Origin of the sequence: Bilifractor sp. HCP3S3_D3 (genome assembly GCF_052063915.1) — a bacterium.
Taxonomy (GTDB): Bacteria; Bacillota; Clostridia; order Lachnospirales; family Lachnospiraceae; genus Bilifractor.
Map to the genome: position 1 here is coordinate 116,765 of NZ_JBQHWP010000010.1, position 23,725 is coordinate 140,489.

Annotated in this window: 19 protein-coding genes; all 19 read right to left on the reverse strand. The window is 53.0% G+C overall.

The window, feature by feature from the left end:
• Positions 1–147 precede the first annotated feature (147 nt).
• The 19 genes from ACTNDI_RS07840 to rpmF all read right to left on the reverse strand — a co-directional run bounded on the left by ACTNDI_RS07840 (position 148) and on the right by rpmF (position 23,492).
• The gene (locus ACTNDI_RS07840) at positions 148–570 is read right to left on the reverse strand and encodes a flavodoxin (RefSeq protein WP_441100391.1); all 423 of its coding nucleotides are present in this window, start codon (positions 568–570) and stop codon (positions 148–150) included.
• A gap of 24 nt (positions 571–594) precedes the next feature.
• Positions 595–1,149, reverse strand: a complete 555-nt coding sequence (locus tag ACTNDI_RS07845; protein WP_441100392.1) for a DUF3793 family protein — start codon at positions 1,147–1,149, stop codon at positions 595–597.
• A gap of 340 nt (positions 1,150–1,489) precedes the next feature.
• Positions 1,490–2,176, reverse strand: a complete 687-nt coding sequence (locus ACTNDI_RS07850; protein ID WP_441100393.1) for a metallophosphoesterase family protein — start codon at positions 2,174–2,176, stop codon at positions 1,490–1,492.
• A gap of 22 nt (positions 2,177–2,198) precedes the next feature.
• Complete coding sequence (locus ACTNDI_RS07855; RefSeq protein ID WP_441100394.1) at positions 2,199–4,142, reverse strand: BMP family ABC transporter substrate-binding protein; 1,944 nt, start codon at positions 4,140–4,142, stop codon at positions 2,199–2,201.
• Positions 4,139–6,061 carry a YgiQ family radical SAM protein gene (locus ACTNDI_RS07860; RefSeq protein ID WP_441100395.1) on the reverse strand — a complete coding sequence of 641 codons (1,923 nt, stop codon included), beginning with the start codon at positions 6,059–6,061 and terminating at the stop codon, positions 4,139–4,141. The genes ACTNDI_RS07855 and ACTNDI_RS07860 overlap by 4 nt, the downstream gene beginning before the upstream one ends.
• A 95-nt stretch (positions 6,062–6,156) precedes the next feature.
• The gene (locus ACTNDI_RS07865) at positions 6,157–7,176 is read right to left on the reverse strand and encodes a GGGtGRT protein (RefSeq protein ID WP_441100397.1); all 1,020 of its coding nucleotides are present in this window, start codon (positions 7,174–7,176) and stop codon (positions 6,157–6,159) included.
• Between the two features lie 18 nt (positions 7,177–7,194).
• Positions 7,195–7,887 (reverse strand): iron-sulfur cluster assembly scaffold protein, encoded by a 693-nt coding sequence (locus ACTNDI_RS07870; protein ID WP_441100399.1) that lies wholly within the window; start codon positions 7,885–7,887, stop codon positions 7,195–7,197.
• Positions 7,888–8,008: 121 nt separating this feature from the next.
• The gene (locus ACTNDI_RS07875; protein WP_441100401.1) at positions 8,009–10,051 is read right to left on the reverse strand and encodes a DNA topoisomerase; all 2,043 of its coding nucleotides are present in this window, start codon (positions 10,049–10,051) and stop codon (positions 8,009–8,011) included.
• Between the two features lie 257 nt (positions 10,052–10,308).
• A complete protein-coding gene (gene asd, locus ACTNDI_RS07880; RefSeq protein WP_441100402.1) occupies positions 10,309–11,394 on the reverse strand; it encodes an aspartate-semialdehyde dehydrogenase in 1,086 nt (361 codons plus the stop codon).
• Positions 11,395–11,491: 97 nt separating this feature from the next.
• Positions 11,492–12,868, reverse strand: coding sequence for an argininosuccinate lyase (argH, locus tag ACTNDI_RS07885; RefSeq protein WP_441100403.1), 1,377 nt, complete (start codon positions 12,866–12,868; stop codon positions 11,492–11,494).
• Between the two features lie 132 nt (positions 12,869–13,000).
• A complete protein-coding gene (locus ACTNDI_RS07890; protein ID WP_441100405.1) occupies positions 13,001–13,636 on the reverse strand; it encodes an epoxyqueuosine reductase QueH in 636 nt (211 codons plus the stop codon).
• A 232-nt stretch (positions 13,637–13,868) separates the two neighbouring features.
• A complete protein-coding gene (gene ilvA / locus ACTNDI_RS07895) occupies positions 13,869–15,080 on the reverse strand; it encodes a threonine ammonia-lyase (RefSeq protein ID WP_441100423.1) in 1,212 nt (403 codons plus the stop codon).
• Positions 15,081–15,193: 113 nt separating this feature from the next.
• Positions 15,194–16,123, reverse strand: a complete 930-nt coding sequence (ftsY, locus tag ACTNDI_RS07900) for a signal recognition particle-docking protein FtsY (protein ID WP_441100406.1) — start codon at positions 16,121–16,123, stop codon at positions 15,194–15,196.
• 53 nt (positions 16,124–16,176) lie between these two features.
• Entirely contained in the window at positions 16,177–19,743 is a 3,567-nt protein-coding gene (gene smc / locus ACTNDI_RS07905; protein ID WP_441100407.1) for a chromosome segregation protein SMC, read from the reverse strand.
• The gene (rnc, locus tag ACTNDI_RS07910; protein WP_441100408.1) at positions 19,734–20,477 is read right to left on the reverse strand and encodes a ribonuclease III; all 744 of its coding nucleotides are present in this window, start codon (positions 20,475–20,477) and stop codon (positions 19,734–19,736) included. The genes smc and rnc overlap by 10 nt, the downstream gene beginning before the upstream one ends.
• 224 nt (positions 20,478–20,701) lie before the next feature.
• Positions 20,702–20,971: an acyl carrier protein gene (locus tag ACTNDI_RS07915; RefSeq protein ID WP_441100409.1), complete on the reverse strand. Its 270-nt coding sequence runs from the start codon at positions 20,969–20,971 to the stop codon at positions 20,702–20,704.
• A 9-nt stretch (positions 20,972–20,980) separates the two neighbouring features.
• A complete protein-coding gene (plsX, locus tag ACTNDI_RS07920; protein ID WP_441100410.1) occupies positions 20,981–22,048 on the reverse strand; it encodes a phosphate acyltransferase PlsX in 1,068 nt (355 codons plus the stop codon).
• 123 nt (positions 22,049–22,171) lie between these two features.
• The gene (locus ACTNDI_RS07925; protein WP_441100411.1) at positions 22,172–22,915 is read right to left on the reverse strand and encodes a hypothetical protein; all 744 of its coding nucleotides are present in this window, start codon (positions 22,913–22,915) and stop codon (positions 22,172–22,174) included.
• Between the two features lie 391 nt (positions 22,916–23,306).
• Positions 23,307–23,492: a 50S ribosomal protein L32 gene (gene rpmF, locus ACTNDI_RS07930; RefSeq protein ID WP_441100412.1), complete on the reverse strand. Its 186-nt coding sequence runs from the start codon at positions 23,490–23,492 to the stop codon at positions 23,307–23,309.
• Between the last annotated feature and the right edge of the window lie 233 nt (positions 23,493–23,725).

The following is a 23,725-nucleotide window of genomic DNA, read 5'->3' on the forward strand; positions in this document are numbered from 1 at the left end:
TGACCAAAAACTCAATGATATTTTTGATGAAAATTGAGAACTGAGGATATCGGAGAATATCCCGGAAGGTATCCGGAATCAGACGAGAGGCACCGAGTGAGCGAATCACAGCTGTACTTCCGGGTGAGTTCCAACGGGTATGCGGAATCAGACGAGAGAGGCACCGAGTGAGCGGCATGCCTCGACGGCGTCGTCGTCAGGAGCTTCGTTCGCAATGACGGGGTCAGATGCAAGCGTGATGCCGAGCTCTTTACATTCCGCTTCCCAGCTGCGCATCCATTCGCCGTCTCCCCAGCCGTATGAACCGAAAATGCCAACCTTCTTTCCGATCAAATTGCCCTTCACGGAATCCCACAAGGGCTGAAATTCGGAATCCTCCAGCTGCTCGTCTCCCATGGCCGGGCATCCGAAGGCAAGCCCCTGATACCCGGAGACGCTGGCAGGTGAAAAATCAGATGTCTCCAGAAGATCGACATCTGCGCCTGCATTCTTTGCGCCGTCGGCTACCGCCTGTGCCATCTGCTCCGTGTTCCCTGATTGTGTCCAGAATATTACTGCTACCTTGCTCATGACATTTTCTCCTTTTTTCTTTGATTACCGGTTAGAAACCAGAAGCTTCTCCAGGGGAATACCAACCGACAGAAGCTTCTGGTAACACCGGGTGCATTTTCTGTACCGGTCGAAGGAATTTCTAGCCTCATCCTCGTTTGCGTAAACCTTCCAGGTCCCGACAAATTTGAAGTTTTTCGCATGGTTCTGTATGAACCCTTCGACATCTTCCGGCGGATATCCGAGAAAGACGCCGACTTCGTGGGGAAAATCCCGGTTCTGCCGCATGCGGCAGACAAGTTCACAGACGCACTCCGAGGCATGTGTCCCTGTGTAGCCCGCTGACGCGAGGATTCGCCGGCTCTTCTCCTGCCCGAGATCCCGGTCCAGATCTTTTCCGCGGTACAGATACAGCAGAGCGCGTCCGTCTCTGTAGCGGACCGGAAGAAGCCGGAGCCCGGCCGTCTGCATGCGTCTGTTGTAACGTCGAATATCTTCTCTCATGGATTGTTCGTCCGGGTAATGAACAGGAAAAAGGGCCCCTGTCTTCAGTCCGGCGAGTGTAGGCGAGGCGTGATCGACAAGTGTCTGGTCTGACATGATTCCTCCGATATCCGGCCTTCATCAATAATGAATGACCTGAATCATACCGGCTCTGCGGCTTGAATAACGCGGTTTCTCCGGCATCTGTGCACAGAAGTACAAGTTTGTTTACAAATATTAGATATATCTAACGCAGATTCAATATATCATACGAATGTAGCGCTGTCAACGGGAAGTGTGTGCAGAATCGGATAAGGATCAGATAAGAATCCAAGAAGAATCCAAGAAGAACTGAATTCATATCGCGCCGATGAATCCCCCGGTTCTGTGAACTACTCCGACTTCTATAAGTCGGAGTAGTTCACAAAGAAGGTTCATCGGCGTGATTCTGCTGTTGTTAATATGGATTCTTTTTGTTCTTCATGGACATTACAAGGTCGTAAATAAAAGAACCGGTATGTCCGACGGAAGGATATTCGTCATCACCGATCTCCAGCTCGTATTTCTGGTAGGCGTTGATCAGACGGGCTCCGCTCGGATGAAGGATTTCGCGTTCGAAATGGCAGTTGTTGTAGGATTTGTGAACGTGGCCGTAGAACATGTATTTCGGGTGCCATTTGTTCATCAGCTCATTGAAGCATTCAAATCCCCTGTGCGGGAGATCCTCGAGGTCTCCGTAGCCCTTTGCGGGAGCATGGGTGACAAGGACGTCGAAGCCGTTGCGAAGACGGATTTCGCGCGTGATTCTGCGAATACGGTCTTCCATCTCCTTTTCGTTGTACATGTTGTCGGCGTCCGGACGGTAGCGCATGGATCCGCCCAGTCCGAGAAGCCGCAGACCATGGTAGTCATAGACGGTGTCTTCAATGCAGATGCATCCTTCCGGCGGCTGTTCCCTGTAAGTTTTGTCGTGGTTGCCCCGGACGTAGAGGATCGGGCAGCTCGCCATTGTGACAAGAAATTCCAGGTATTTTCTGTTGAGATCTCCACAGGATACGATCAGATTGTAATCCCTGAGCATGCCGGGTCTGTAGAAATCCCAGAGCTGTTTGACTTCCTCGTCGGCCAGTAGCAGTAATTTCATTTTTATCTCTCCGTTCTGTTCCTTATTTCTGCTCTTCGGCAGTGGGGATTCCCTGAACTCCGCTCCGCTCCATCGTGGAATGAATCGTATCTGTGAGCTGCGAGGGATCCGGGAGTGATCCGATGATGTTGTCGTTGAGCCAGTTCATGTGAATGATCTGGTCATTGGTCAGCTGTGATCCTCCGCCTGCATCCTGGATGAGTCCGGTCTGGCTGCGAAGTTCGCCGCAGAATGGGTTGATGGTTCCGTTCTCGATTCCCTGCTGGAACAGAAATGCCATCTTGCGGGAATAATACGAAATATTCTGGGAGAGAATCACATTGATGGCGCCGCTGGAAAAGCCGAACCAGTAGTTGATTGCCTGCTCCTTGCTGATGTTCTCGCGGTTGTTCCAGGAGCCGTCGAGGATGGTGTCTACAATCTGAATATAAAACTGTCCCCAGTTCCACAGGGGCGCGGCGATATTGTGTATGGTTCCGTCCGCCAGACGTTTGTACACACCGTATTTCCGGGATGCTTCATCCGGCCGGATAAGATCCGGACCGGAAATGACACCGATCGCCTGCTCATTGAACTCCTCCTCCCATCGGCTGTTCTTTATGCCGCTCCATTTCAGGATGATCCTGACCTCCGGATCAATCATGGCGGCTCCGATCGCGAAAGCGTTGATGTTCGCGATGTTTCCGTTCAGCGGATAGTCTGCCACGTAGCCGATGCGGTGGTCGTCTGAGTAGGATGCGGCCAGTGCGCCCATGATGAGCTTTGCCTCGTACATCTTCGGATAATAGGTGCGGACCGCGCTGCTCATAAGGTCGATGGAGCAGTTAAGGATCTTCATGTTCGGATATCTTATAGCGGCGCGTTTGGAAGCGTCCATCATGTCCGGTGAGGTGGTGAAGACCACTTCATCGAGATCCGCCGCAGCGGCATCAAAGGCGGCGTCGAGCTTTTCCTCTGTATTGCAGTCATCGAAACAGATGGCATCCACGACGCCCTCGTAGGTCTGATTCAGCTCATTTCTGCCGAGCTCATGTCCATAAAGCCAGCGCGAGGTCTTCGGCGGACGGGAGTAGAGGAAGGCGACACGGAGAGGCTGCTCTTTTGTGTATACAGGGGTAAACAGATTGGTGAGGATGTTCCCTTTTCGTGAGGTGTCCGGAGTATCGAGCAGGGCCGCATTTCCCTCGTTCTCTGCGCTTAGGAGCTCGTTCCAGATCAAGCCGATTTTTTTCTCGATGGAGGACCGGCTGTCTTCCTGAAGACTCTGGCGGTGGTAGAACCCCAGATAAATCAGGAAGGCGTCACCTGCGGAAATTCGAAGATTTTCACCGCCTTTTGCGTCATATGCGTCGGAAAAACGGTTGAAATCCGAGCGCAGGTCTTCGACTGTCTCGATGGGCCAGGGTTCGGTCAGGTCTCTTCCGTACAGTGTGGCCAGTCTCGCATAGCAGCCGGGTTTGGAAAAAACAATACCATAGAGCTGAGTGACTTTGTAGTAATCCAGGAATTCATAATATACGCGGATATCGATGTCATCCGACTTTATCGGAAGAATGCGGGTAATGTCCGCGGCAATCGATCTGGCTCCGCAGTAGCTGAGCACGGATACCCGTTTGTTGCCCTCGAGAACATAGAAACGGTTGAGATATTCAAAGCACTTGATCGGGTCGTGGATTCCCTCGGCCTGCTGGGCGTCGTAGAGGGTGGACCACTTCTGCCCGAATTCGGTGTAGTATCTCAGAGTCGGCAGAAAGTTCCAGGTAAAAGCATTCTGCCGGCTTTCTGTTACGGTGCCGGCAATCATGCGGATGGGGATGTCCTTGACTCCTACGGGTACCTTCGCCAGTGTCATGTAATTGGGAAGGAAACTGTCCAGAGAGGTCAGATACGGATATCTTCCCTCGCTGGCTGCTTTCCGGAGCGCCTTGTCAGCCTGTTTTTTTGCCTTTACATAATCTTCTCTCATCTTCTCTTCCTCCTTCCGGACGGTTTTTTGTGAGGATGAACGTTTCTTCCGGTGCTGTGTGCGGAATGCTCTGCCATTTTTCTCGGCGGGATCAGACAACGGGGACCGAATCCGATCAGATCCTCTCTCCCCTCTTTCTGGAGGGCCTCTTTTACCAGATCATAATTTTCCGGCCTGCGGTACTGGATCAGGGCCCGCTGCATCGCCTTTTCGTGCGGATTTCTTGCAACATACACCGGCTGCATGGACAGAGGGTCCAGGCCGGTATAATACATGGTGGTGGAAACCGTGCCGGGTGTCGGATAGAAATCCTGAACCTGTTCCGGCATGTATCCCATGTCGCGGATATATTCGGCGAGGGCAATTGCGTCTGAGAGACGGCTGCCGGGGTGGGAAGACATCAGATACGGAACGATGTACTGTTTCATCCCGAGCTCACGGTTCACCTTTTCGAACTCATGTACGAAGGCATTATATACCTTCACCGGCGGTTTTCCCATCTCCCGCAGAACATTGTCGGAGATGTGCTCGGGGGCGACCCGGAGCTGTCCGCTCACATGATAACGGCAAAGCTCCCGGAGAAAATTCCTGTCCCGGTCCGCCATGAGATAATCGAAGCGGAAGCCGGACCGGACGAATACCTTTTTCACACCGTCGAGACTTCTCAGCTCTTTCAGAAGCTTCAGGTAGTCGGAGTGGTCGACGCGCAGATTGCTGCAGGGGCGGGGATAGAGACATCGTTTGTGCACGCAGGCACCGTACTTCAGCTGCTTGTCACAAGCGGGAGCGCGAAACTCCGCCGTGGGACCTCCGACATCGTGGATATAGCCCTTGAAGTCCTTCTCCTTTATCATCTGCCGCGCCTCCCGGAGAATGGATTCATGGCTTCTGGCCTGGACGATTCTGCCTTCGTGCATGGTGAGCGCGCAGAAGTTGCATTCGCCGAAACAGCCCCGATTGCTGGTCAGACTGAAGCGGATCTCGGCGAGGGCGGGGATTCCACCCTGCCTGTCGTACATCGGATGCCAGCGGCGCATATAGGGAAGCGCGTAGATGTCGTCCATCTCCATCTGCGTCAGCGGTTTTGAGGGCGGGTTCTGGACGACATAGGTCATCCCGGACCCGTGATCGGAGCCGTCGCTGCCGCGGACACCGTTCCCATAGCCCTCATAGATCCGTTTTGCCTGAAAAGGATCTGTATTGGCGTATTGCACCGCATAGCTTTCGGCGTATTTTCTGCGGCCCCTTTCACTGTCCTCGCTGATCTCGCTGAAATCGGGCAGTCGGACGGCATCGTAGATGCTCTCTTCATCTCTGGTCTTGTAAACGGTTCCGTCGATGTAGGTAATATCCCTTGCGGGGATGCCGGAGGCGAGAGCGTCAGCGATCGCAACAATACTGCGCTCTCCCATCCCGTAGGACAGGAGGTCCGCGCCGGACTCCAGAAGAATGGACCGGCGTACCTTATCGGACCAGTAGTCATAGTGGCCGAGTCTTCGAAGACTTGCCTCAATTCCTCCGATGATGACCGGGGTGTGCCTGAAGGTTCGCCGGATCAGGTTGCAGTAGACGATTACAGCCCGGTCGGGGCGGCAGTCGCCCTTCCCGCCGGGACTGTACAGATCCTCGTGCCGGCGCTTTTTCGCGACAGTATAGTGGAGAACCATGGAATCCATATTCCCCGCGGATACCAAGAAACCGAGCCTCGGCTCACCAAGAACGGCGATGCTTGCCGGATCCCTCCAGTCGGGCTGGCAGATCATACCGACGCTGTAGCCGTGGGAAACAAGGACTCTTCCGATGATCGCGGAACCGAAGCTGGGGTGGTCCACATAGGCGTCTCCGCAGACATAGACAAAGTCAAGCTGTGTGATGTTCTGCTTTTTCATGTCTTCTCTGGAAACGGGCAAAAAACTCATGTAACAGTGCCTCCGTTATGAAAAAACCCCGGAACATCCGATTCGGATGTTTCCGGGGTGTGGAAACCGGTGTATACAGCCCGGGCGGTGTCAGATCAGAAACGTCCTGCCTTTGCAGCTTCCTCAACCGCAACGGCAACCGCAACGGTCATGCCGACCATGGGGTTGTTACCTGCGCCGATCAGACCCATCATTTCTACATGAGCCGGAACGGAGGAGGATCCTGCGAACTGAGCGTCGCTGTGCATACGTCCCATGGTATCTGTCATACCGTAGGATGCAGGGCCTGCAGCCATATTGTCCGGATGAAGGGTACGGCCTGTGCCGCCGCCGGAAGCAACGGAGAAGTACTTCTTGCCTGCCTCGAGGCGCTCCTTCTTGTAGGTGCCTGCGACCGGATGCTGGAAGCGGGTCGGGTTGGTGGAGTTTCCGGTGATGGAAACATCAACGTTCTCATGCCACATGATGGCAACGCCTTCCTGTACATCGTTGGCACCGTAGCAGTTAACCTTTGCGCGCGCGCCGTTCGGATCCTTGGAATAGCAGGTGCGGCTTAATTCCTTGAGCTCGCCTGTCTTGTAATCATAGGAGGTCTCCACAAAGGTGAAGCCGTTTACACGGGAGATGATCTGAGCCGCATCCTTTCCGAGACCGTTCAGGATGACACGCAGCGGTTTTTTACGTACCTTGTTTGCCTTCTCGGCGATACCGATCGCGCCCTCTGCTGCTGCGAAGGACTCGTGGCCGGCGAGGAATGCGAAGCACTCGGTGTCCTCTTCCAGGAGCATCTTGCCCAGGTTTCCATGTCCGAGACCAACCTTGCGGCGGTCAGCTACGGATCCCGGGATACAGAAGGACTGAAGTCCCTCACCGATTGCGGCAGCAGCCTCAGCGGCTGTGCGGCAGTTCTTCTTGATCGCGATTGCTGCGCCTACAGTGTAAGCCCATTTTGCGTTCTCAAAGCAGATCGGCTGGATGCTCTCAACCTGATGGTATACATCAAGACCTGCGGCCTTTGTTACTTCTGCTGCTTCTTCAATAGAGTTGATCCCGTACTCAGCAAGCTTTGCGAGAATCTGTTTTTCTCTTCTTTCATATGATTCAAATAAAGCCATCTTTGTCGTCCTCCTCTATCAATCTTTTCTCGGGTCAATGAACTTCACGGCGTCAGCTACGCGGCCGTACTGACCGGAAGCCTTCTCAAATGCGGTATTCGCATCGTCGCCGGCTTTGATGAAGTCCATCATCTTTCCGAAGTTTACGAATTTATATCCAATGATCTCATCATTCTCGTCAAGAGCAAGTTCCTTTACGTAGCCGTCTGTCATCTCAAGATAACGCGGTCCCTTCGCAAGAGTACTGTACATGGTTCCGACCTGAGAACGATGACCCTTTCCAAGATCTTCAAGACCAGCGCCGATCTGAAGACCATCCTCGGAGAACGCACTCTGGGAGCGGCCATAAGCGATCTGAAGGAAGAGCTCACGCATAGCAGTATTGATCGCGTCGCAGACAAGGTCTGTGTTCAGAGCCTCCAGAACGGTAAGTCCCGGAAGAACCTCTGCTGCCATTGCAGCGGAATGGGTCATACCGGAGCAGCCGATCGTCTCGATCAGAGCTTCCTGGATGATTCCTTCCTTGACGTTCAAAGACAGTTTGCAGGCACCCTGCTGCGGTGCACACCAGCCTACACCATGTGTAAACCCGGAAATATCTTTAACCTCCTTTGCCTGAACCCATTTAGCTTCTTCAGGAATAGGAGCAGCGCCATGATGTACGCCCTGATGTACAACGCACATATCTTCTACTTCTTGTGAATAAATCATTGTAAAACTCCTTTCAAAAAAGTTTTTCACATAGCCGTTTATATTCTCGCATAAATCCGCCTTTTCGTAAAGGGGATTTCGTCAGAAAAAGAACGATTCCACACGGGGATCACGGGCGTCTTTATGATTTTTTGCGCCGGCCTTTCTTGTAGAACTGGGAGATGTAATCGTATCGTTTCTGAAGGATTGCCCGGTTGTTCGTCTGCTTGACCGCGTTTGTGTGGTTTGCCACGAAGGTCTCGAGTTTGTTCAGATATTCAGAGGGCTCAATGGTTCCTTCCGCGACATAGGTGAGTCCCTTCTCCCAGGATGCGGTGAGCTCCGGATTCAAAAGAGAGCGGATTGAGCAGTAAACCACATCATGGATCATTTCTCCGATCTGTGTAGGTGTGATGACCTGGGTTTTTTTGTTCAGTTCGAGGTATTTATTGTTGAATAGCTTTTTCAGGATTTCCGCGCGGGTCGCGGAGGTGCCGATGCCGCTTCCCTTGATCTGTTCCCTCAGCTCTTCGTCCTCGATCAGCTGTCCGGCGTTTTCCATCGCAAGTATCATGGAACCGGAAGTATATCTCTTCGGCGGAGAGGTTTCCCCTTCCCTGATCTTATAACCGCTGACCGGAAGAACACTTCCCTTATGCAGCTGTTTTAATGCTTCGAGGAATCCCGTGTCGACCTGCTCTTCGGCATTGTCCGGCGGAGAGGATTCTCCGGAGTCATCTGCAGACGCGTTTGTTTTTTTGGCCGGGTTCCGGTACGCCAGCTTCAGGTATCCCTCTTCTGTGAGTACGCTGAAATTGGAGAAGAAATGCTCGGTCTCGATCTGTGTCTCGAGACTGACCTTCTGGTAGACTGCGGGCGGATAGAAAATGCTCAGGAATCTCCGGACAATCAGATCATAGACCTTACCGGCGAGCGGAGTCAGATTTTTCAGGTTCTGGAGGCCCTGTCCGGTCGGTATGATCGCATAGTGGTCGGTGATCTGTTTATCGTTGGTGTAGCGGGTCTTTCCGATGCCCTTCCAGGTACCCTTCTCCAGAATCTCGGAGGCGAAGGACGCAGCCGGGGCGTAATTCCGGAGGCCTCCGATGTTCCGGTTGATTTCCTTTGCGATCGCGGTGGACAGAACACGCGCGTCCGTTCTGGGGTAGGTCACCAGTTTCTTTTCGTAGAGCTCCTGAATGATGTTCAGTGTCTGGTCGGGGCTGATCTTAAAGAACCGGGAGCAGTCGTTCTGAATTTCCGCCAGATTGTACAGGAGGGGAGGATTCTTCCGGGCGGTCTTCTTCTCCACGCGGACCGCTTTCATTTCCTGCGGATGGATTCCGCCAAGATATTGTATCAGCTCTTCCGCATCCTCTTTCTTCCGGAAGCCGTTCTCTTTGTAAAGCTTCGGGGACTGAAAGCAGCGGCTGCCTTCAACGGCTTTCCATTCGCCCTCAAATGACCGGCCCTGCCAGGACAGGCTTGCAAGAACACGGAAAAACGGGGTTTTTACAAAATCCCGGATTTCCCGCTCTCTGCGTACTACCATTCCCAGCACACAGGTCATGACTCTTCCGACAGCAATGGCGTGATATTTGCCGCCAAGGTAGGAGGAGAGATCGTAGGAATAACGCAGGGAAAGGGCCCGGGAAAAATTGATTCCCATCAGATAATCCTCCTTTGCCCGCAGAAACGCGGCTTCGGACAGATTGTCGTATTCGGATATGTTTTTCGCCTCGCGGATTCCTCTGAGAATTTCTTCCTCTGTCTGTGAGTCGATCCACACTCTCCGCTGGTCCTTGGCAGGGGGAACCTTCGCCATCATAGCGACAAGGCGGTAGATATATTCTCCTTCCCGTCCTGAGTCGGTGCAGACGTAGATGGTTTCTACATCTGCGCGGTTCAGAAGCCCGCTGACAATCTGGAACTGTTTTCGGACGGAGCTGATGACTTCATACCTGAATTGTGCGGGAAGAAAAGGAAGGGTGTCAAAAGACCACTTTTTGTATTTTTCGTCGTATTTGTCCGGATAGGACATGGTCACGAGATGCCCTACACACCAGGTGACGACACTGTTATCGGATTCCATATATCCGTCATGGCGGACCGGGTTTTCATGGAGCGCCTTGGCAAATTCCTGCGCAACGCTGGGCTTTTCGGCGATATAGAGTGATTTTGGCAATGAGGGGCCTCACTTTCCTTTATACAGAGATACTGCGCCTGCTGTGGATGGAGCTTTCTTTATTAACGTGAACAAGGGTTCTTCTACAAAGACTCTGATTGTCATATGGAAGACGGGACAGACAAGGGCTGGCGACAAAAGGGAAAATAGAAGGGAGGGGGAAAAACGGAAAAAGATCCTGCCCGGCATTGCCGCGGCAGGATCCCGGCTTTCTGAAAAAGGTGTCGGTCGGCAAAGCACCTTCCGACGATCGGATTTTATTTTGCGGTGATATAGCCCTTGTCAACGAGGGTCTCTGCACAGAGAACAGCGCCGCCGGCAGCTCCGCGGAGTGTGTTGTGGGAGAGGCCGACAAACTTCCATTCAAAGATGCTGTCCTCGCGGAGACGTCCTACACTGATGCCCATTCCATTTTCGAAGTTTACATCCAGACGAACCTGAGGACGGTCATCCTCGGTCATATAACGGATGAACTGCTTCGGAGCGCTCGGAAGATTGTGCTCCTGCGGATATCCGCGGAAGCTCTCCATGGCTTCGATGAGTTCTTCCTTGGAAGGATTCTTCCGGAAGTTCACAAAAGCGGCGGCGGTGTGTCCGTTCAGTACGGGAACACGAAGACACTGACTGGTGATCTTCACACCTTCCGCTTTTACGATTTCGCCGTTCTCAATATGACCCCAGATGCGGAGCGGCTCCTGCTCGCTCTTCTCTTCTTCACCGCTGATGAAGGGAATGACATTTCCCTCCATTTCCGGCCAGTCCTTGAATGTTTTGCCTGCGCCGGAAATCGCCTGGTATGTCGTGACAACAGCCTCGGTCGGCTCGAACTTCATCCACGCGGTGAGAACCGGAGCATAGCTCTGAATGGAGCAGTTAGGCTTTACGGCGATGAATCCGCGGGTGGTGCCGAGCCGCTTTCTCTGATACGGGATTACATCAAAGTGAGAATCATTGATTTCCGGAACGACCATCGGTACGTCCGGTGTCCAGCGGTTTGCGCTGTTATTGGATACAACAGGAGTCTCTGCCTTTGCGTAGCGATCCTCGATTTCGCGGATCTGATCCTTCGGCATATTCAGAGCACAGAACACAAAATCAACGAGAGCGGTGACCTTTTCAACCTCCGTAATGTTCATTACTGTCATGTTCTTTACATATTCAGGCATCGGAGTTTCCATTTTCCAACGGCCTCCGACAGCCTCCTCATAGGTCTGTCCGGCGCTTCTGGCGCTGGCTGCCACAGCTGTGACTTCAAACCAAGGATGATTTTCCATGAGTGTGACAAAACGCTGACCTACCATTCCGGTGGCACCGAGGATACCGACTCTTAATTTTCTGTCCATTGTTCAATCTCCTTACATTTGATCTTTCATTGTTTTCACGTATTCTATTCCTTTTTTTTCATTAATGCAACCGGTATCCCGCAAAAAGTTGATTTTATCAGGCGGAGAGGTACTTCCGGTTCCGTGCGATCTCTGCGCGGATGGCTTCGGGTCCGGGGGCACCGGTGGTGTTTCTGCGCTCCACGCAGGTTTTCATGCTGATGGCTTCGTAGATGTCGCTATCGATGACCGGAGAGTATCTACGGAACTCTTCGAGGGGAAGATCATCCAGGGAACAGCCTCTGTCCAGGCAATCGAGGACAAGACGGCCGGTGATTCCATGTGCGTCGCGGAACGGAATTCCCTTGCGGACCAGATAATCCGCGACATCGGTGGCGTTGGTGAAGCCGTGCTTTGCGGACTGTTCCATTATGTCTTTTCGGAATTTCATGGTGTCAAGCATGCCGGTGAAGAGGACCACGCAGCCCTTGACAGTATCGATGGCATCAAAGGTGAGCTCCTTGTCTTCCTGCATATCCTTATTGTAGGCAAGAGGCAGGCCCTTCATGCTTGTCAGCATCTGCATCAGCGCGCCGTAGACACGTCCGGTTTTACCCCTTACGAGTTCGGCGATGTCGGGGTTCTTCTTCTGGGGCATGATCGAGCTTCCGGTGCTGTATGCGTCATCGATTTCCACAAAACGGTACTCGTTTGAGTTCCAGATGCAGATTTCTTCGCTGAAACGGGACAGATGCATCTGAATGGTGGCGAGTGCGGAAAGAAGCTCGATGATATAGTCGCGGTCCGATACGGAATCCATGCTGTTGGCGGTCGGCTCGTCAAAGTCAAGCAGCTGGGCGGTGTATGCGCGGTCAAGCGGGTAGGTGGTGCCGGCGAGGGCACCTGCTCCGAGCGGGCATGTGTTCATTCTTCTGCGGATATCGGCGAGGCGGCTTCTGTCGCGGCGAAACATTTCGAAATATGCGCCGAAGTGATGTGCGAGAGTGACCGGCTGCGCTTTCTGCAGATGGGTGAAGCCGGGCATATAAGTTTCCGTGTTCTCCTCCATGATCCGCTCGATCACAAGAAGAAGCTTCTTCAGGATCGGATCAAGCTCGTCAATTTCGTCCCGCACATAAAGCTTCATATCCAGAGCAACCTGGTCGTTCCGGCTTCTTCCGGTGTGGAGCTTTTTGCCCACATCGCCGATCCGGTCGATGAGATTTGCCTCGACAAAGCTGTGGATATCTTCATACTCGTCGGTAATGCTGAGCGTGCCGTTCTCGACATCCCTCAGGATGCCGTTCAGTCCGTCGATGATCTGATCCCTCTCCTGTTCAGTGAGGATTCCCTGCTTTGCGAGCATCCGCACATGGGCAAGGCTGCCGCGGATGTCCTGCCGGTAGAATTTCTGATCAAAACTGATTGACGCGTTAAAGTTGTATACGAGTTTGTCGGTTTCTTTGGTGAACCGCCCGCCCCAGAGCTGTGCCATAGTGAATGTTCCCTTTCTGATACTGAAAAAAACAATGCCATCGGGTTGCTGACGCTGAAAAACGAGATCGTCGGATTGCTGAGATCTGAGATCAAGGCACCCGGCGGCTGACGATAAAAACAATATCTTCTGCTATACTCTGCCTTCCCTTTCCGCCTGCCTTCTGGAATAGACGCAGCCGCAGTAGTTCTGGCGGTAGAGATGATATTCTCTGGAAAGTTCGGTGGAGCGGCGGAATCCGTTCTTTTTCTTAAAGTCGGAAACCAGATAGGGAATGCCGTACTCTTCTCCGAGCCGGATGCCGATCTCATTGAGCTTCTGCGCGTCCTTCAGCGGACTGATCGACAGAGAGGTGGTGAAATAATCCATATGCAGGCGGAGAGCTTCCTGTGCCGCCTCGCGCAGACGCATCTCAAAGCATGCAAAACAGCGCTCCCCGCCCTCGGGGATATCTTCCTTACCCCTTGCCATCTCGTAGAAACGGTCAGGGTCGTAGACACCTTCCTCGAATTCCACGGGATGCGGCAGAGGCATCTCGCGGATCAGGCGCTGCATCTCGTTGACACGTTTCCGATACTCCTCCGCCGGAGCTATATTCGGATTGTAGTAGAAGTCTGTGATAAAAAAATACGGTGACAGGTATTCCAGCACATAGCTGCTGCAGGGGGCGCAGCAGCTGTGAAGCAGAAGCCGCGGTGTACGCCCGTCTGCTTTCAGCTCTGCCAGAACCTTTTCCATTTCTTTCTGATAGTTGATTTTCTGATTCATGCTTTCCGACCGTTGATTCTCTGATATGCCGTTTCCTGCCTGCAGGCGGTGAGCACAGATCCGGTTCGCAGGCGCATCCGCTCTGAGACAAGGCTGCCTGCGGGATTGACTCTGCCTGCCCGCTCTGAGACAAGGTTGCCTGCGGGATGACTCTGCCTGCTGATCCGGATAAATGCCGGAAGTGCTTCTAAAGTACTTTCTATGTTTCTGTGGTGCCTTCGTACCAGAGGGATCAGAGACTTGTGTGCTTCTCCTTCGGGTTGAATCCCGCCTCTTCGAGTGCCTTGAGGATCTGATTCTTGTGGTCGGTTCCGAAGGCCTCCATGGTAATCCGGAGTTCAACAGCAGCGTTCCGGTTGGTGCTGTAGAACTGATTGTGCTCCAGCTTGATGACGTTGCCCCGGTTCTGCGCGATGACGGTGGACACCCGTACAAGTTCGCCCGGGCGGTCCGGCAGAAGGACGGAGACGGTGAAGATTCTGTCGCGCGCAATCAATCCGTTCTGAACGACGGAGGACATGGTGATGACATCCATGTTGCCGCCGCTCATGACAGCTACAACGCGCTTGTTTTCCGGTTTCAGATGCTTGAGGGCTGCTACTGTGAGAAGACCGGAGTTTTCGACAATCATCTTGTGATTTTCCACCATATCCAGGAATGCCACCACGAGCTCCTCATCCGGAATGGTGATGATTTCATCGATGTTCTTCTGAATATATGGGAAAATCTTTTCGCCTGGACGTTTTACCGCAGTGCCGTCTGCAATTGTGTTCACACTCGGAAGCTCGGTGACTTTGCCGTTTTTCAGGGACACCTGCATGCAGTTCGCGCCAGCCGGTTCCACACCGATGACGTGGATCTTCGGATTCAGAAGCTTGGCGAGGGTGGAAACGCCGGTCGCGAGACCGCCTCCTCCGATGGGAACCAGGATGGTATCGACGATCGGAAGCTCCTTGATGATTTCCATGGCGATGGTGCCCTGTCCGGTCGCGACGGTCAGGTCATCAAAGGGATGGATGAAGGTGTAGCCGTTTTCCGCAGCGAGCTGAAGAGCCTTCTTGCAGGCATCGTCATAGACATCTCCGTAGAGAACAACCTCCGCGCCGTAGCTCTTTGTCCGTTCTACCTTGATCAGGGGCGTGGTTGTCGGCATTACAATAACTGCCTTGCAGCCGTAGGCCTTTGCAGCATACGCGACTCCCTGTGCGTGGTTGCCCGCGGATGCGGTGATGAGTCCCTTCTGACGGTCCTCTTCACTCATCGTGCTGATCTTATAATAGGCGCCGCGGATCTTGTAGGCGCCGGTTACCTGCATGTTCTCCGGCTTCAGATAGCAGCGGTTTCCAGTCTGAGCACTGAAATATTCGCTGTAGACCAGCTTGGTGTCGGAAGTGACCCTCTTTACGATCTCTGAGGCTTCTTCAAAGGCGTTCAGTGTAAGCATTTCTTTCTCACTCATCTTGTTTTTCCTTTCTGCGGTGTGGGATCTGTCATTGTGCTTTTTCAGGGAGGAAGGGGATCCGCGTCAGGATACGCACTTCTGTCCCGGCTTTCTTGTCATTGTGCGTTTTCAGGATTGGATTCGAAGAGCGCGTTTACATACGAATCAGGATCGAACTTCTGCAGGTCGTCAAGCTGTTCTCCAACTCCGATGTATTTGACCGGAATCTGAAGCTCGGACTGCACGGCGACGGCGATGCCGCCCTTCGCTGTGCCATCGAGCTTGGTGATGACAAGGCCTGTGATGTGTGCGACCTCGGCGAAACTTTTGGCCTGAAGAATGGCGTTCTGACCGGTGGTTCCGTCAAGAACGAGCAGGGTCTCCAGATATGCTTCCGGGTAGGAATTGGCGAGAATTTTATAAATTTTCTGAAGCTCGTTCATGAGATTTTTCTTATTATGGAGACGTCCCGCTGTGTCGATCAGCAGAACGTCGGCTTTGCGGGCTTTCGCCGCGGCAACCGCGTCGTATACGACGGAAGCGGGATCCGCGCCTTCCTGTCCGGTGATGATATCCACCTTCGCGCGGTCCGCCCAGGTCTCCAGCTGCGGAATCGCTGCCGCGCGGAAGGTATCCGCGGCTGCGATGATAACCTTTTTGCCCTGATGATGGAGCTTGGCGGCGAGCTTGCCGACGGTCGTCGTCTTGCCGACCCCGTTAACGCCGACGACGAGGATGACGGATTGTCTGTTCTCAAATTCGTAGGCGTTTTCTTCCACCTTCATCTGCTGGCGGAAGCAGTCAACCATGTATTTCTTGCAGTCCGCCGGCTTTTTGAGATCGAGATCCGACACAATTTCCTTCAGATTGTCGATAACCGTCTCGGTGGTTTCAATTCCCATGTCGCTTGCGACAAGGGCTTCCTCCAGACATTCATAGAACTCGTCGTCGATCTCCGAGCATCCGAAGGCCTCGTCCAGATTTTCGTTCATGCTGTCACGGGTTTTGGACAGTCCCTTAAACAGCCGGCTGAAAAAACCTGCCATATTTTTTCTCCTTTAAAATCATGAAGCAGCCGTATTTGTTCGCTGCGCTGCTGTCAGTTGTCGAGCTGCTCGCGGATGAGGTCAACGGAGACAAGAACCGATACGCCCTTTTCCTGCATGGTAATTCCGTACAGACGGTCGGCCGCCGCCATGGTTCCGCGTCTGTGAGTAATAATAATAAACTGCGTATTTTTTGTCAACTTGTGCAGATATGCGGCGAAGCGGCCTACGTTGTTGTCGTCGAGCGCGGCTTCGATCTCATCCAGCAGACAGAAGGGAGACGGCTTCAGGTTCTGAATCGCGAAGAGAAGCGCGATTGCGGTGAGCGCCTTTTCGCCTCCCGAGAGCTGCATCATGTTCTGGAGTTTTTTCCCCGGCGGCTGTGAGGTGATGGTGATGCCGGATTCCAGAATGTTCTCCTCATCGGTCAGCTCCAAGGTTCCTTTTCCGCCGCCGAAGAGCTGCTGAAATACCTTGTTGAATTCCACCCGGATCTGTTCGAAGCGTTCCTTGAATTGTTTGCGCATGCCTTCATCAAGCTGTCGGATGATTCCCTTCAGATCGTCGGAGGCTTTGATCAGATCATCGTGCTGGCTCTGGAGAAAATCGTGGCGCTCCTTCAGCTCACGGTATTCCTCTATGGCGTTTACGTTTACGGTTCCGAGCGCCTTGATTTCGGATTTCAGCTGTGTGATCTGCTTGCGCAGGGGGGTGCGGTCGGGCATCTCGTCGAAATGGACAGCCTCGGCCTGATCGGGTGTGATCTGATATTCCTCGTACAGATAATTGATCTGATTTTCCTTCTGCTCGCGAAGCTTTTCAATCTGGGAATCGAGACGGAAGATCTCCTGATCCATCTCTGTTTTCTCTGTGGATAGGCGGTCGCGTTTTTCGAAAAATTCCCTGTGGTTTCTGGCCAGCTCTTCTTTTCTTGCCTGAAGAGTCTCGCCGTTCTCGCGGGCGTCTGAGATTGTCCCGGTCAGCTCGTCTATTTTGTTCTGAATTGCCGTGATCATTGATTCTTTGCTGTCGGTGTCGCTCTCACCGTCGTCAATGGAGTGAAGAAGAGTTTCCCGCTCCTCGTCGAGACGGCGGATTTCGGATTCCGTGGTGCGGAGCTTCTCTTCGAGGAAGGCAGCCTGCTGGCGGATGTTGGAACATGTGAGCCGCGCCTGATCCCTCTCGGCAATAGCATTCTGCTGCTTCTGACGCAGCGCCTGTGATTCATCTGTGATCTGCCGGAGCTTATCCTCTAGATTCTCCTCTTCCTTCTGAGAGCTTTCCAGTTCGCCGCCGATCAGGGAGCGCTTTTCGCGGATCTCGGCGATCTGGCCGTTGATCTCGTCACGCTCTGCCGTCAGATGGGCAAAATCTGCGCTCAGAGAATCACTCTTTTCCTTTGCGCCGTCGCGGTTTACGCGGGCAGTGTTCTGACGGATCAGAAGCTTTTGGAGGGCATCCTGCTCTTCCGCGAGGCGGCTTCGCAGGTCATTTCTCTGAGCGCGCTGTCCCTCGATTTTTTTCTGAAGCTCCTGCATTTCCTTTTTCAGGGACTGGACGCTGCTCTCGAGCTCCTTGATCTGTCTTCTTCGGCCGAGGAGATTGCTGTTGTATTTGAAGGAGCCTCCGGTCATGGAGCCTCCCGGGCTGAGCAGCTCGCCTTCAAGTGTGACCATCCGGACGGACTGACGGTGACGCCGGCTGACGGCGATCGCGTGGTCGATGGTATCGACGACGACGGTTTTGCCGAGAAGACGGCGGATTACGCTCTGATAGATTTTATCGCAGGAGACGAGCGTGTCGGCGACGCCGAGGACTCCATCCTCCCGAAGAACCGACTGGATATTCTGAGAGAGGGGGGTGTCGTCTCTCATGGCAGTCAGAGGAAGGAAGGTGGCTCTTCCAAAGTGACCGCGTTTCAGGTATTCAATCAGGTATTTCGCCGTGCTCTCGTTGTCTGTCACAATATTCTGGAGAGCACCGCCAAGTGCGGTTTCAATGGCAGTCTCGTATTTTTTGTCGGTCTTGATCAGATCAGCTACGACGCCGTGAATGCCAGGGTTGCTGTCTTTCTGTTCCATCACGCGCTTGATGCTGTTGCCGTATCCCTCGTACCGCTCGGCAATGTTCCGGAGAGATTCGAGACGGGAAGCCTCTCTGTGATAGGCGGTCTGACCGGTTTCCAGCTGATGGTTCTCCTCATCGAGCATCTGTTTGAGGGCGATGATCTGCTTTTCCTTTTCCGCTTCCGATTTGCGGTATTTTTCGACCTCGGAGCTGACTGCGGAAAATTCTTCCTCATATTTTCTGAGGTTTTCCTTTTCCCGGGATTCGTTTTCCTTCATCTGCAGGATGCGGGAGGAAAGCTCGGATTTTCGTATCTCGATCTGCTCAAGCATCGTGTCGTAACGCTGAAGGCGTTCCCGGATCGTCGTCCGGTTGTTCAGGAGGGCGATCGTGTCGCTGCGGCTCTGTTCTGCGGCGGAATTTTTTCCGGCGATCTCCGCCTCGATTTCGGCCGCGTCGTGCTTGCGGGCATTCTTCTCCTCTTCGGCTGCTGTGAGCTTTTCTGCCAGTTGCTGCTGTTCCTGCCGCTGTTTATCTGCGTTGCGTATCCGGGAGGCTTTGTCTTCTTCAATGGCAGCAAGCCGGTCACGAAGGAGCTTCCGATTGGTCTCTGCCGCGCGGATCTGTTCGCGGAGAACGTTGATCTGGCCTTCGTGCTGCTGCTTTTCGAGCGCAGCTGCCTGCAGGCTTTCTCTGGAACTGCTGATGTTTGACTCAAGGTCTTCCAGCTCTTTCTCGACTCGCTGATATTCGAGCATGGTTTCTTCAAACCGGGCATTGAGATCGCGAAGATGCTCTTCCGCGATCTGCTTATTCTGATTCAGGTCCTGAAGCTGCTCCTCGGTCCTCCCCTCATCAATCTGGAACAATTGAATGTCAAGGGTTCTGAGGCTGTCACGCTTTCTGAGATATTCCTCGGCCTTCCCGGATTGCTTCTCCAGAGGACCGATCTGACGGGTTACCTCACTGAGAATGTCGTTGACGCGGACAAGATTCGCCTCCTCATCCTCGAGTTTTTTCAGGGCGGTTGCTTTTCTTCGCTTGAATTTTACGATGCCGGCCGCTTCGTCAAAGAGCTCTCGCCGTTCGTCCGGCTTGCCGCTCAGGATCTTCTCCACCTGTCCCTGTCCGATAATGGAATATCCTTCTTTTCCGATTCCTGTGTCATAGAAAAGTTCGTTGATGTCGCGGAGTCTGCAGTTCCTTCCGTTGAGCTGATATTCGCTCTCGCCGGAGCGGTAAAGCTTTCTCATGACCGTCACTTCGTCCGCGTCAAAATTGAGCTTCCGGTCGGCGTTATCCAGCGTGATGGCGACCATGGCGAATCCGACCGGTTTCCGGTTTTCGGTTCCCGCGAAAATAACGTCCTGCATGTTGCCGCCGCGCAGAGATTTCGCGCTCTGTTCACCGAGAACCCAGCGGACCGCGTCGCCGACATTGCTTTTGCCAGATCCGTTCGGCCCGACAATTCCGGTAACGCCATTATGAAATTCAAGCCGGGTTCTGAGCGCGAAGGATTTGAAACCCTGCATTTCGATTGATTTTAGATACATGGATTTGTGCTTTCCTTCTGTGATCCGTTCTGTGTTTCTGCCGTAAGATCAGCCGGTGAAAAATGCATAATTGCCTGATATGCTGCCTGCTGCTCCGCCGCTTTTTTGGAATGACCGTCTCCCTGACCAAGGAGTTTTGTGCCAAGCCATACCTGTGCCGTGAACTTCTTGTTGTGATCGGGCCCGCTTTCTCCGGTGATTTCATAGCGGATTGGCTCTTCAGAAACAGCTTGAATCATTTCCTGAAGGTGGGTCTTGGAGTCGTGGAACAGCTGCTTGTGCTCCACGTCATCCATCACGAAGCGGAGAATGAAAGCTCTTGACTGTGCAAAGCCTCCATCCTTGAAAATTGCGCCGATGACGGACTCAAGGGCGTCGGAGACCACGGAGTCTCTTTTTCTTCCCCCGGTCGCGTCCTCTCCTTTTCCGAGCAGCAGATAATGCTCAAGCCCGAACAGTCGCGCATCATAGGCGAGTGTCGGTTCACATACGAGACTCGCCCGCAGTTTTGTCAGCTGCCCTTCCGGGAGCTGTGGGTAATGATCATAGAGGTATTCGCTTGATACCAGTTCAAGAACCGCATCCCCGAGGAATTCCAGCCTCTCGTTACAGCCCTCATGCCCGAGGTTGTGCTCATTGGCATAAGAGCTGTGACGAAGTGCCAGCTCGAGCCAGCTGACGTCTGTAAAGGTATAGCCGATTTTCTGCTGCAGTTCCGACAGCTTTTCTTCCATTTTTTCTTCCTTTCTGTACTGCGTCGCCGAAGCGGTAAAGATGCTGCCGTCTGCGGACAGCTGACAGGAGTGCTGTAAAAATAGCCTCTTGTCAGGTGTCAGGCAGCCAGCAACATAAAGACTGCTGACGGTTACAGGATGCAGTTAACCGGGAGCAGTCTTTTTGTACGCTTGCTGATACATATTTTGGTGCCCCGCTTGCGAAGCGCGGAGCAATCCGCAGCTTATACAGTATGTGGTGCCCCGCCTGCGGGACGCGGCGGTTTACTGGTTTTATTCCGGATCAGTTTCACGAGGTCTCCAGCTGTTTTGATATTTAGAAATTCGTCTTCGGTGATCTCTATTTCGAATTTTTCGTCTGTCAGCGCGGCAATCTGGAACAGATCCAGAGAGTCGGCACCGAGATCCTCCGCGAAGGTGGTGTTCATTGTGACCTCTCTTGGATCAACGTGCAGGATCTCCACGATGATTTGTTGAAGCAGTTGAAATTCCATTCGTCAGCCTCACTGCGGATCCCCTGCAGCAGAGGCGGAAGCGTCCGAACGCCCGCTCTCTCGCGCAGCGGATTCCTTTGCAAGAAATTCCTGAATTTTTCCATTTACGTCCTCTTCCTTAAACTGGATGCACTGAAGAACGGTATTTTTGAATTCGACAGCTTTTGAACTGCCATGCGTCTTGACGACAAGGCCCTTCAAACCGAGCAGTGGCGCGCCGCCGTAGGCGGTTGCGTCGAATTTCTTCAAGGTGGACTTCAGAGCCGGCTTGATCAGAAGCCCTCCGATCTTGCTTCGGGCGGAGGAATAAATCGCGCCCTTGATCTCGTGAAGCAGAGTGCTTGCGACGCCCTCGTACATCTTCAGAATGACATTGCCGACGAAGGCTTCTGTTACATAGACATCTGCAACGCCCTTGGCGATATCTCTAGCCTCAACGTTTCCAATGAAGTTTATGTCCTTGCATTCTCTGAGAAGAGGGAAGGTTTCCTTGCAGAGCGCATTGCCCTTCTCTTCCTCGACGCCGATGTTTACAAGCCCGACACGGGGGTTCTGGATACCCAGAACACTCTTCATATAGATGGATCCGATAACGGCAAACTGTACCAGGTGAGCCGGTCTGGCATCTACGCTGGCGCCGCAGTCGATCAGAAGCGATACCCCGTTCGCGGTTGGAAGGAGGGGCGCAAGAGGCGCGCGGTGAATCCCGCGGATCTTCTTGACAATCGCCTGACCGCCGACAAGGACGGCTCCGGTGCTTCCGGAGGATACAAAGGCATCTGCTTCGCCCTTGTGAACGAGATTGAGCCCAACCACAAGGGAGGAGTTCTTTTTGGTCTGGATGGCTTTCACCGGCGGCTCTCCGGTTTCGATGACTTCGGGAGCGTCTACAACCTTCACACGGCTTTCCTCATAGGTATACCTGGAAAGCTCCGAGCGGATGCGGGCCTCCGGACCGGTCAGGATGAGCTCGATTCTGCTGTCCTCCTGAAGCGCTTCCAAAGCCCCCTTCACGGGCTCTTCCGGAGCATAATCACCGCCCATGGCATCTACAACTACTCTGACTTTTTCATTCATAATCTCTTCACTTCCATTATATAAAATATGAGCTGAGCGGCTTTCGCAGCTGTTCATTATTCCGCGGCAGTTTCCCGAGGCGAGGGAGCAGCAATCCGTCTGTCCCGCCGGAACCGTACGATGTTACTGGGCGGAGGAGGACTGCACCGCGTCGTCTGCGGATGCGTTGCTGTCCGAGGATGAGCTTTCAGAAGCATTTTCTCCGAACTGTGTCACATCGACATAATCGCCGGTGTCCGGATCCACCGCGAATCCGCTGTCATTGAAGGTGTAAGTGACGCCATCGATTTCCATCGAGGTATTACTGGGATAGGATCCGTCGTCGTGGTTCAGATACTGATAGCCACCATTGTCCGCGTTCCGCTGCCAGTACATATTCGCCCAGACGGTGACGCTGTGGGTGGAGCTGGTGGTCTCGTTGACCTGTCCCTTCACGGTATTGATCGCGACCACATAGTAATAGGTGGTCCCGCCTTCTGAAGTATCGGGTGTATAGTCTGCAGAGGTCGCTCCGGGGATCTTCGTTCCGCCGCCGTTTGAATCCACGTTGTTGGAGTACCATTGATAGGAAATTGTGCCACCGTCAGAAGCGGATGCTTTGGCTGAGAGGGTCGTCTTTCCGTTGACTGCTACATCGGTGGAACCGGAAAGATCGCTTTTAAAAGCCGGTGCCGCTACATCTGTATTGAAGGAAAGCGCCTGAACCGGCGTGCCCTCTTCACTGGAAGCCGAGACAACCGTCTCCTTCCCGGTGTCTGTGACGGTGCCGACCAGACGGTTCATGCCGCCTGAGAACGAGCATCCTGCAAGAAGCATCGCCGTGCTTATTCCGGCAGCAAGTATTCCTGAAATTTTAAGAGCCTTCATACTGTATTCCCCTTTTGATTGCGCAGCTCTTACCGGAGGATATTCGTGAGCCGGTTCGCCGGCTGCAGCGGTTGTCTGTATCCGATAAAAGTTACAGGTTTGTTACAATCTCACAGTTATTCGAAATTATATCACGCGATTCCGGTGACTGTCAATGTCACGCAAAATGCGCCTGCCGGCGTTATCACGCAAAATGCGCCTGTGGGCGTCGAACCGTTGCCTGAAGCAAAATGAGACAACGAGATAAAACACGCTGCGCGAGTTTTATCTCGCTATCGCGACGCTCGCCGCACACGAATACTTCGCATTCGGCTGCGGCTCACTGTTCGCGTAAAAAAAGGACTGCCACTCTCGTGACAGTCCGGATCGTTCACATATTGGATGCAGAAGTTTATGCCTCTTCTACGTTGATAACCTGTTTTTTGTTATAGGTTCCGCAGTTCTTGCATACTCTGTGAGGCATCATAAGTGCTCCGCATTTGCTGCACTTAACAAGGTTCGGAGCGGACATTTTCCAGTTTGCTCTTCTCTTGTCTCTATGTGACTTGGATGATTTATTTTTTGGACAGATGGACATTATAACACCTCCTCATACTTCCTGAATTCAAAATAAACCGCTGATTTTCTCAATCGCACTTTAAGAATTATACACAGGAGGTATGGGTTTGTCAAGGAAAATTATTTACCTCCGCCGAGGATTATAAGCCATAAATGATAAAGTCCTGATGTACCACAAATGAAAATGTCCCGATTATGGTAGAATATTACTTTCTATAATCTATCAGATCGGAGGACATAGCTTATAAGAAG

What these genes read in the sequence shown, in the direction of transcription:
- ACTNDI_RS07840 (WP_441100391.1), bottom strand. Translation starts at nt 570, where the DNA reads ATGAGCAAGGTAGCAGTAATATTCTGGACACAATCAGGGAACACGGAG.
- ACTNDI_RS07845 (WP_441100392.1), bottom strand. Translation starts at nt 1,149, where the DNA reads ATGTCAGACCAGACACTTGTCGATCACGCCTCGCCTACACTCGCCGGA.
- ACTNDI_RS07850 (WP_441100393.1), bottom strand. Translation starts at nt 2,176, where the DNA reads ATGAAATTACTGCTACTGGCCGACGAGGAAGTCAAACAGCTCTGGGAT.
- ACTNDI_RS07855 (WP_441100394.1), bottom strand. Translation starts at nt 4,142, where the DNA reads ATGAGAGAAGATTATGTAAAGGCAAAAAAACAGGCTGACAAGGCGCTC.
- ACTNDI_RS07860 (WP_441100395.1), bottom strand. Translation starts at nt 6,061, where the DNA reads ATGAGTTTTTTGCCCGTTTCCAGAGAAGACATGAAAAAGCAGAACATC.
- ACTNDI_RS07865 (WP_441100397.1), bottom strand. Translation starts at nt 7,176, where the DNA reads ATGGCTTTATTTGAATCATATGAAAGAAGAGAAAAACAGATTCTCGCA.
- ACTNDI_RS07870 (WP_441100399.1), bottom strand. Translation starts at nt 7,887, where the DNA reads ATGATTTATTCACAAGAAGTAGAAGATATGTGCGTTGTACATCAGGGC.
- asd (WP_441100402.1), bottom strand. Translation starts at nt 11,394, where the DNA reads ATGGACAGAAAATTAAGAGTCGGTATCCTCGGTGCCACCGGAATGGTA.
- argH (WP_441100403.1), bottom strand. Translation starts at nt 12,868, where the DNA reads ATGGCACAGCTCTGGGGCGGGCGGTTCACCAAAGAAACCGACAAACTC.
- ACTNDI_RS07890 (WP_441100405.1), bottom strand. Translation starts at nt 13,636, where the DNA reads ATGAATCAGAAAATCAACTATCAGAAAGAAATGGAAAAGGTTCTGGCA.
- ilvA (WP_441100423.1), bottom strand. Translation starts at nt 15,080, where the DNA reads ATGCTTACACTGAACGCCTTTGAAGAAGCCTCAGAGATCGTAAAGAGG.
- ftsY (WP_441100406.1), bottom strand. Translation starts at nt 16,123, where the DNA reads ATGGCAGGTTTTTTCAGCCGGCTGTTTAAGGGACTGTCCAAAACCCGT.
- smc (WP_441100407.1), bottom strand. Translation starts at nt 19,743, where the DNA reads ATGTATCTAAAATCAATCGAAATGCAGGGTTTCAAATCCTTCGCGCTC.
- rnc (WP_441100408.1), bottom strand. Translation starts at nt 20,477, where the DNA reads ATGGAAGAAAAGCTGTCGGAACTGCAGCAGAAAATCGGCTATACCTTT.
- ACTNDI_RS07915 (WP_441100409.1), bottom strand. Translation starts at nt 20,971, where the DNA reads ATGGAATTTCAACTGCTTCAACAAATCATCGTGGAGATCCTGCACGTT.
- plsX (WP_441100410.1), bottom strand. Translation starts at nt 22,048, where the DNA reads ATGAATGAAAAAGTCAGAGTAGTTGTAGATGCCATGGGCGGTGATTAT.
- ACTNDI_RS07925 (WP_441100411.1), bottom strand. Translation starts at nt 22,915, where the DNA reads ATGAAGGCTCTTAAAATTTCAGGAATACTTGCTGCCGGAATAAGCACG.
- rpmF (WP_441100412.1), bottom strand. Translation starts at nt 23,492, where the DNA reads ATGTCCATCTGTCCAAAAAATAAATCATCCAAGTCACATAGAGACAAG.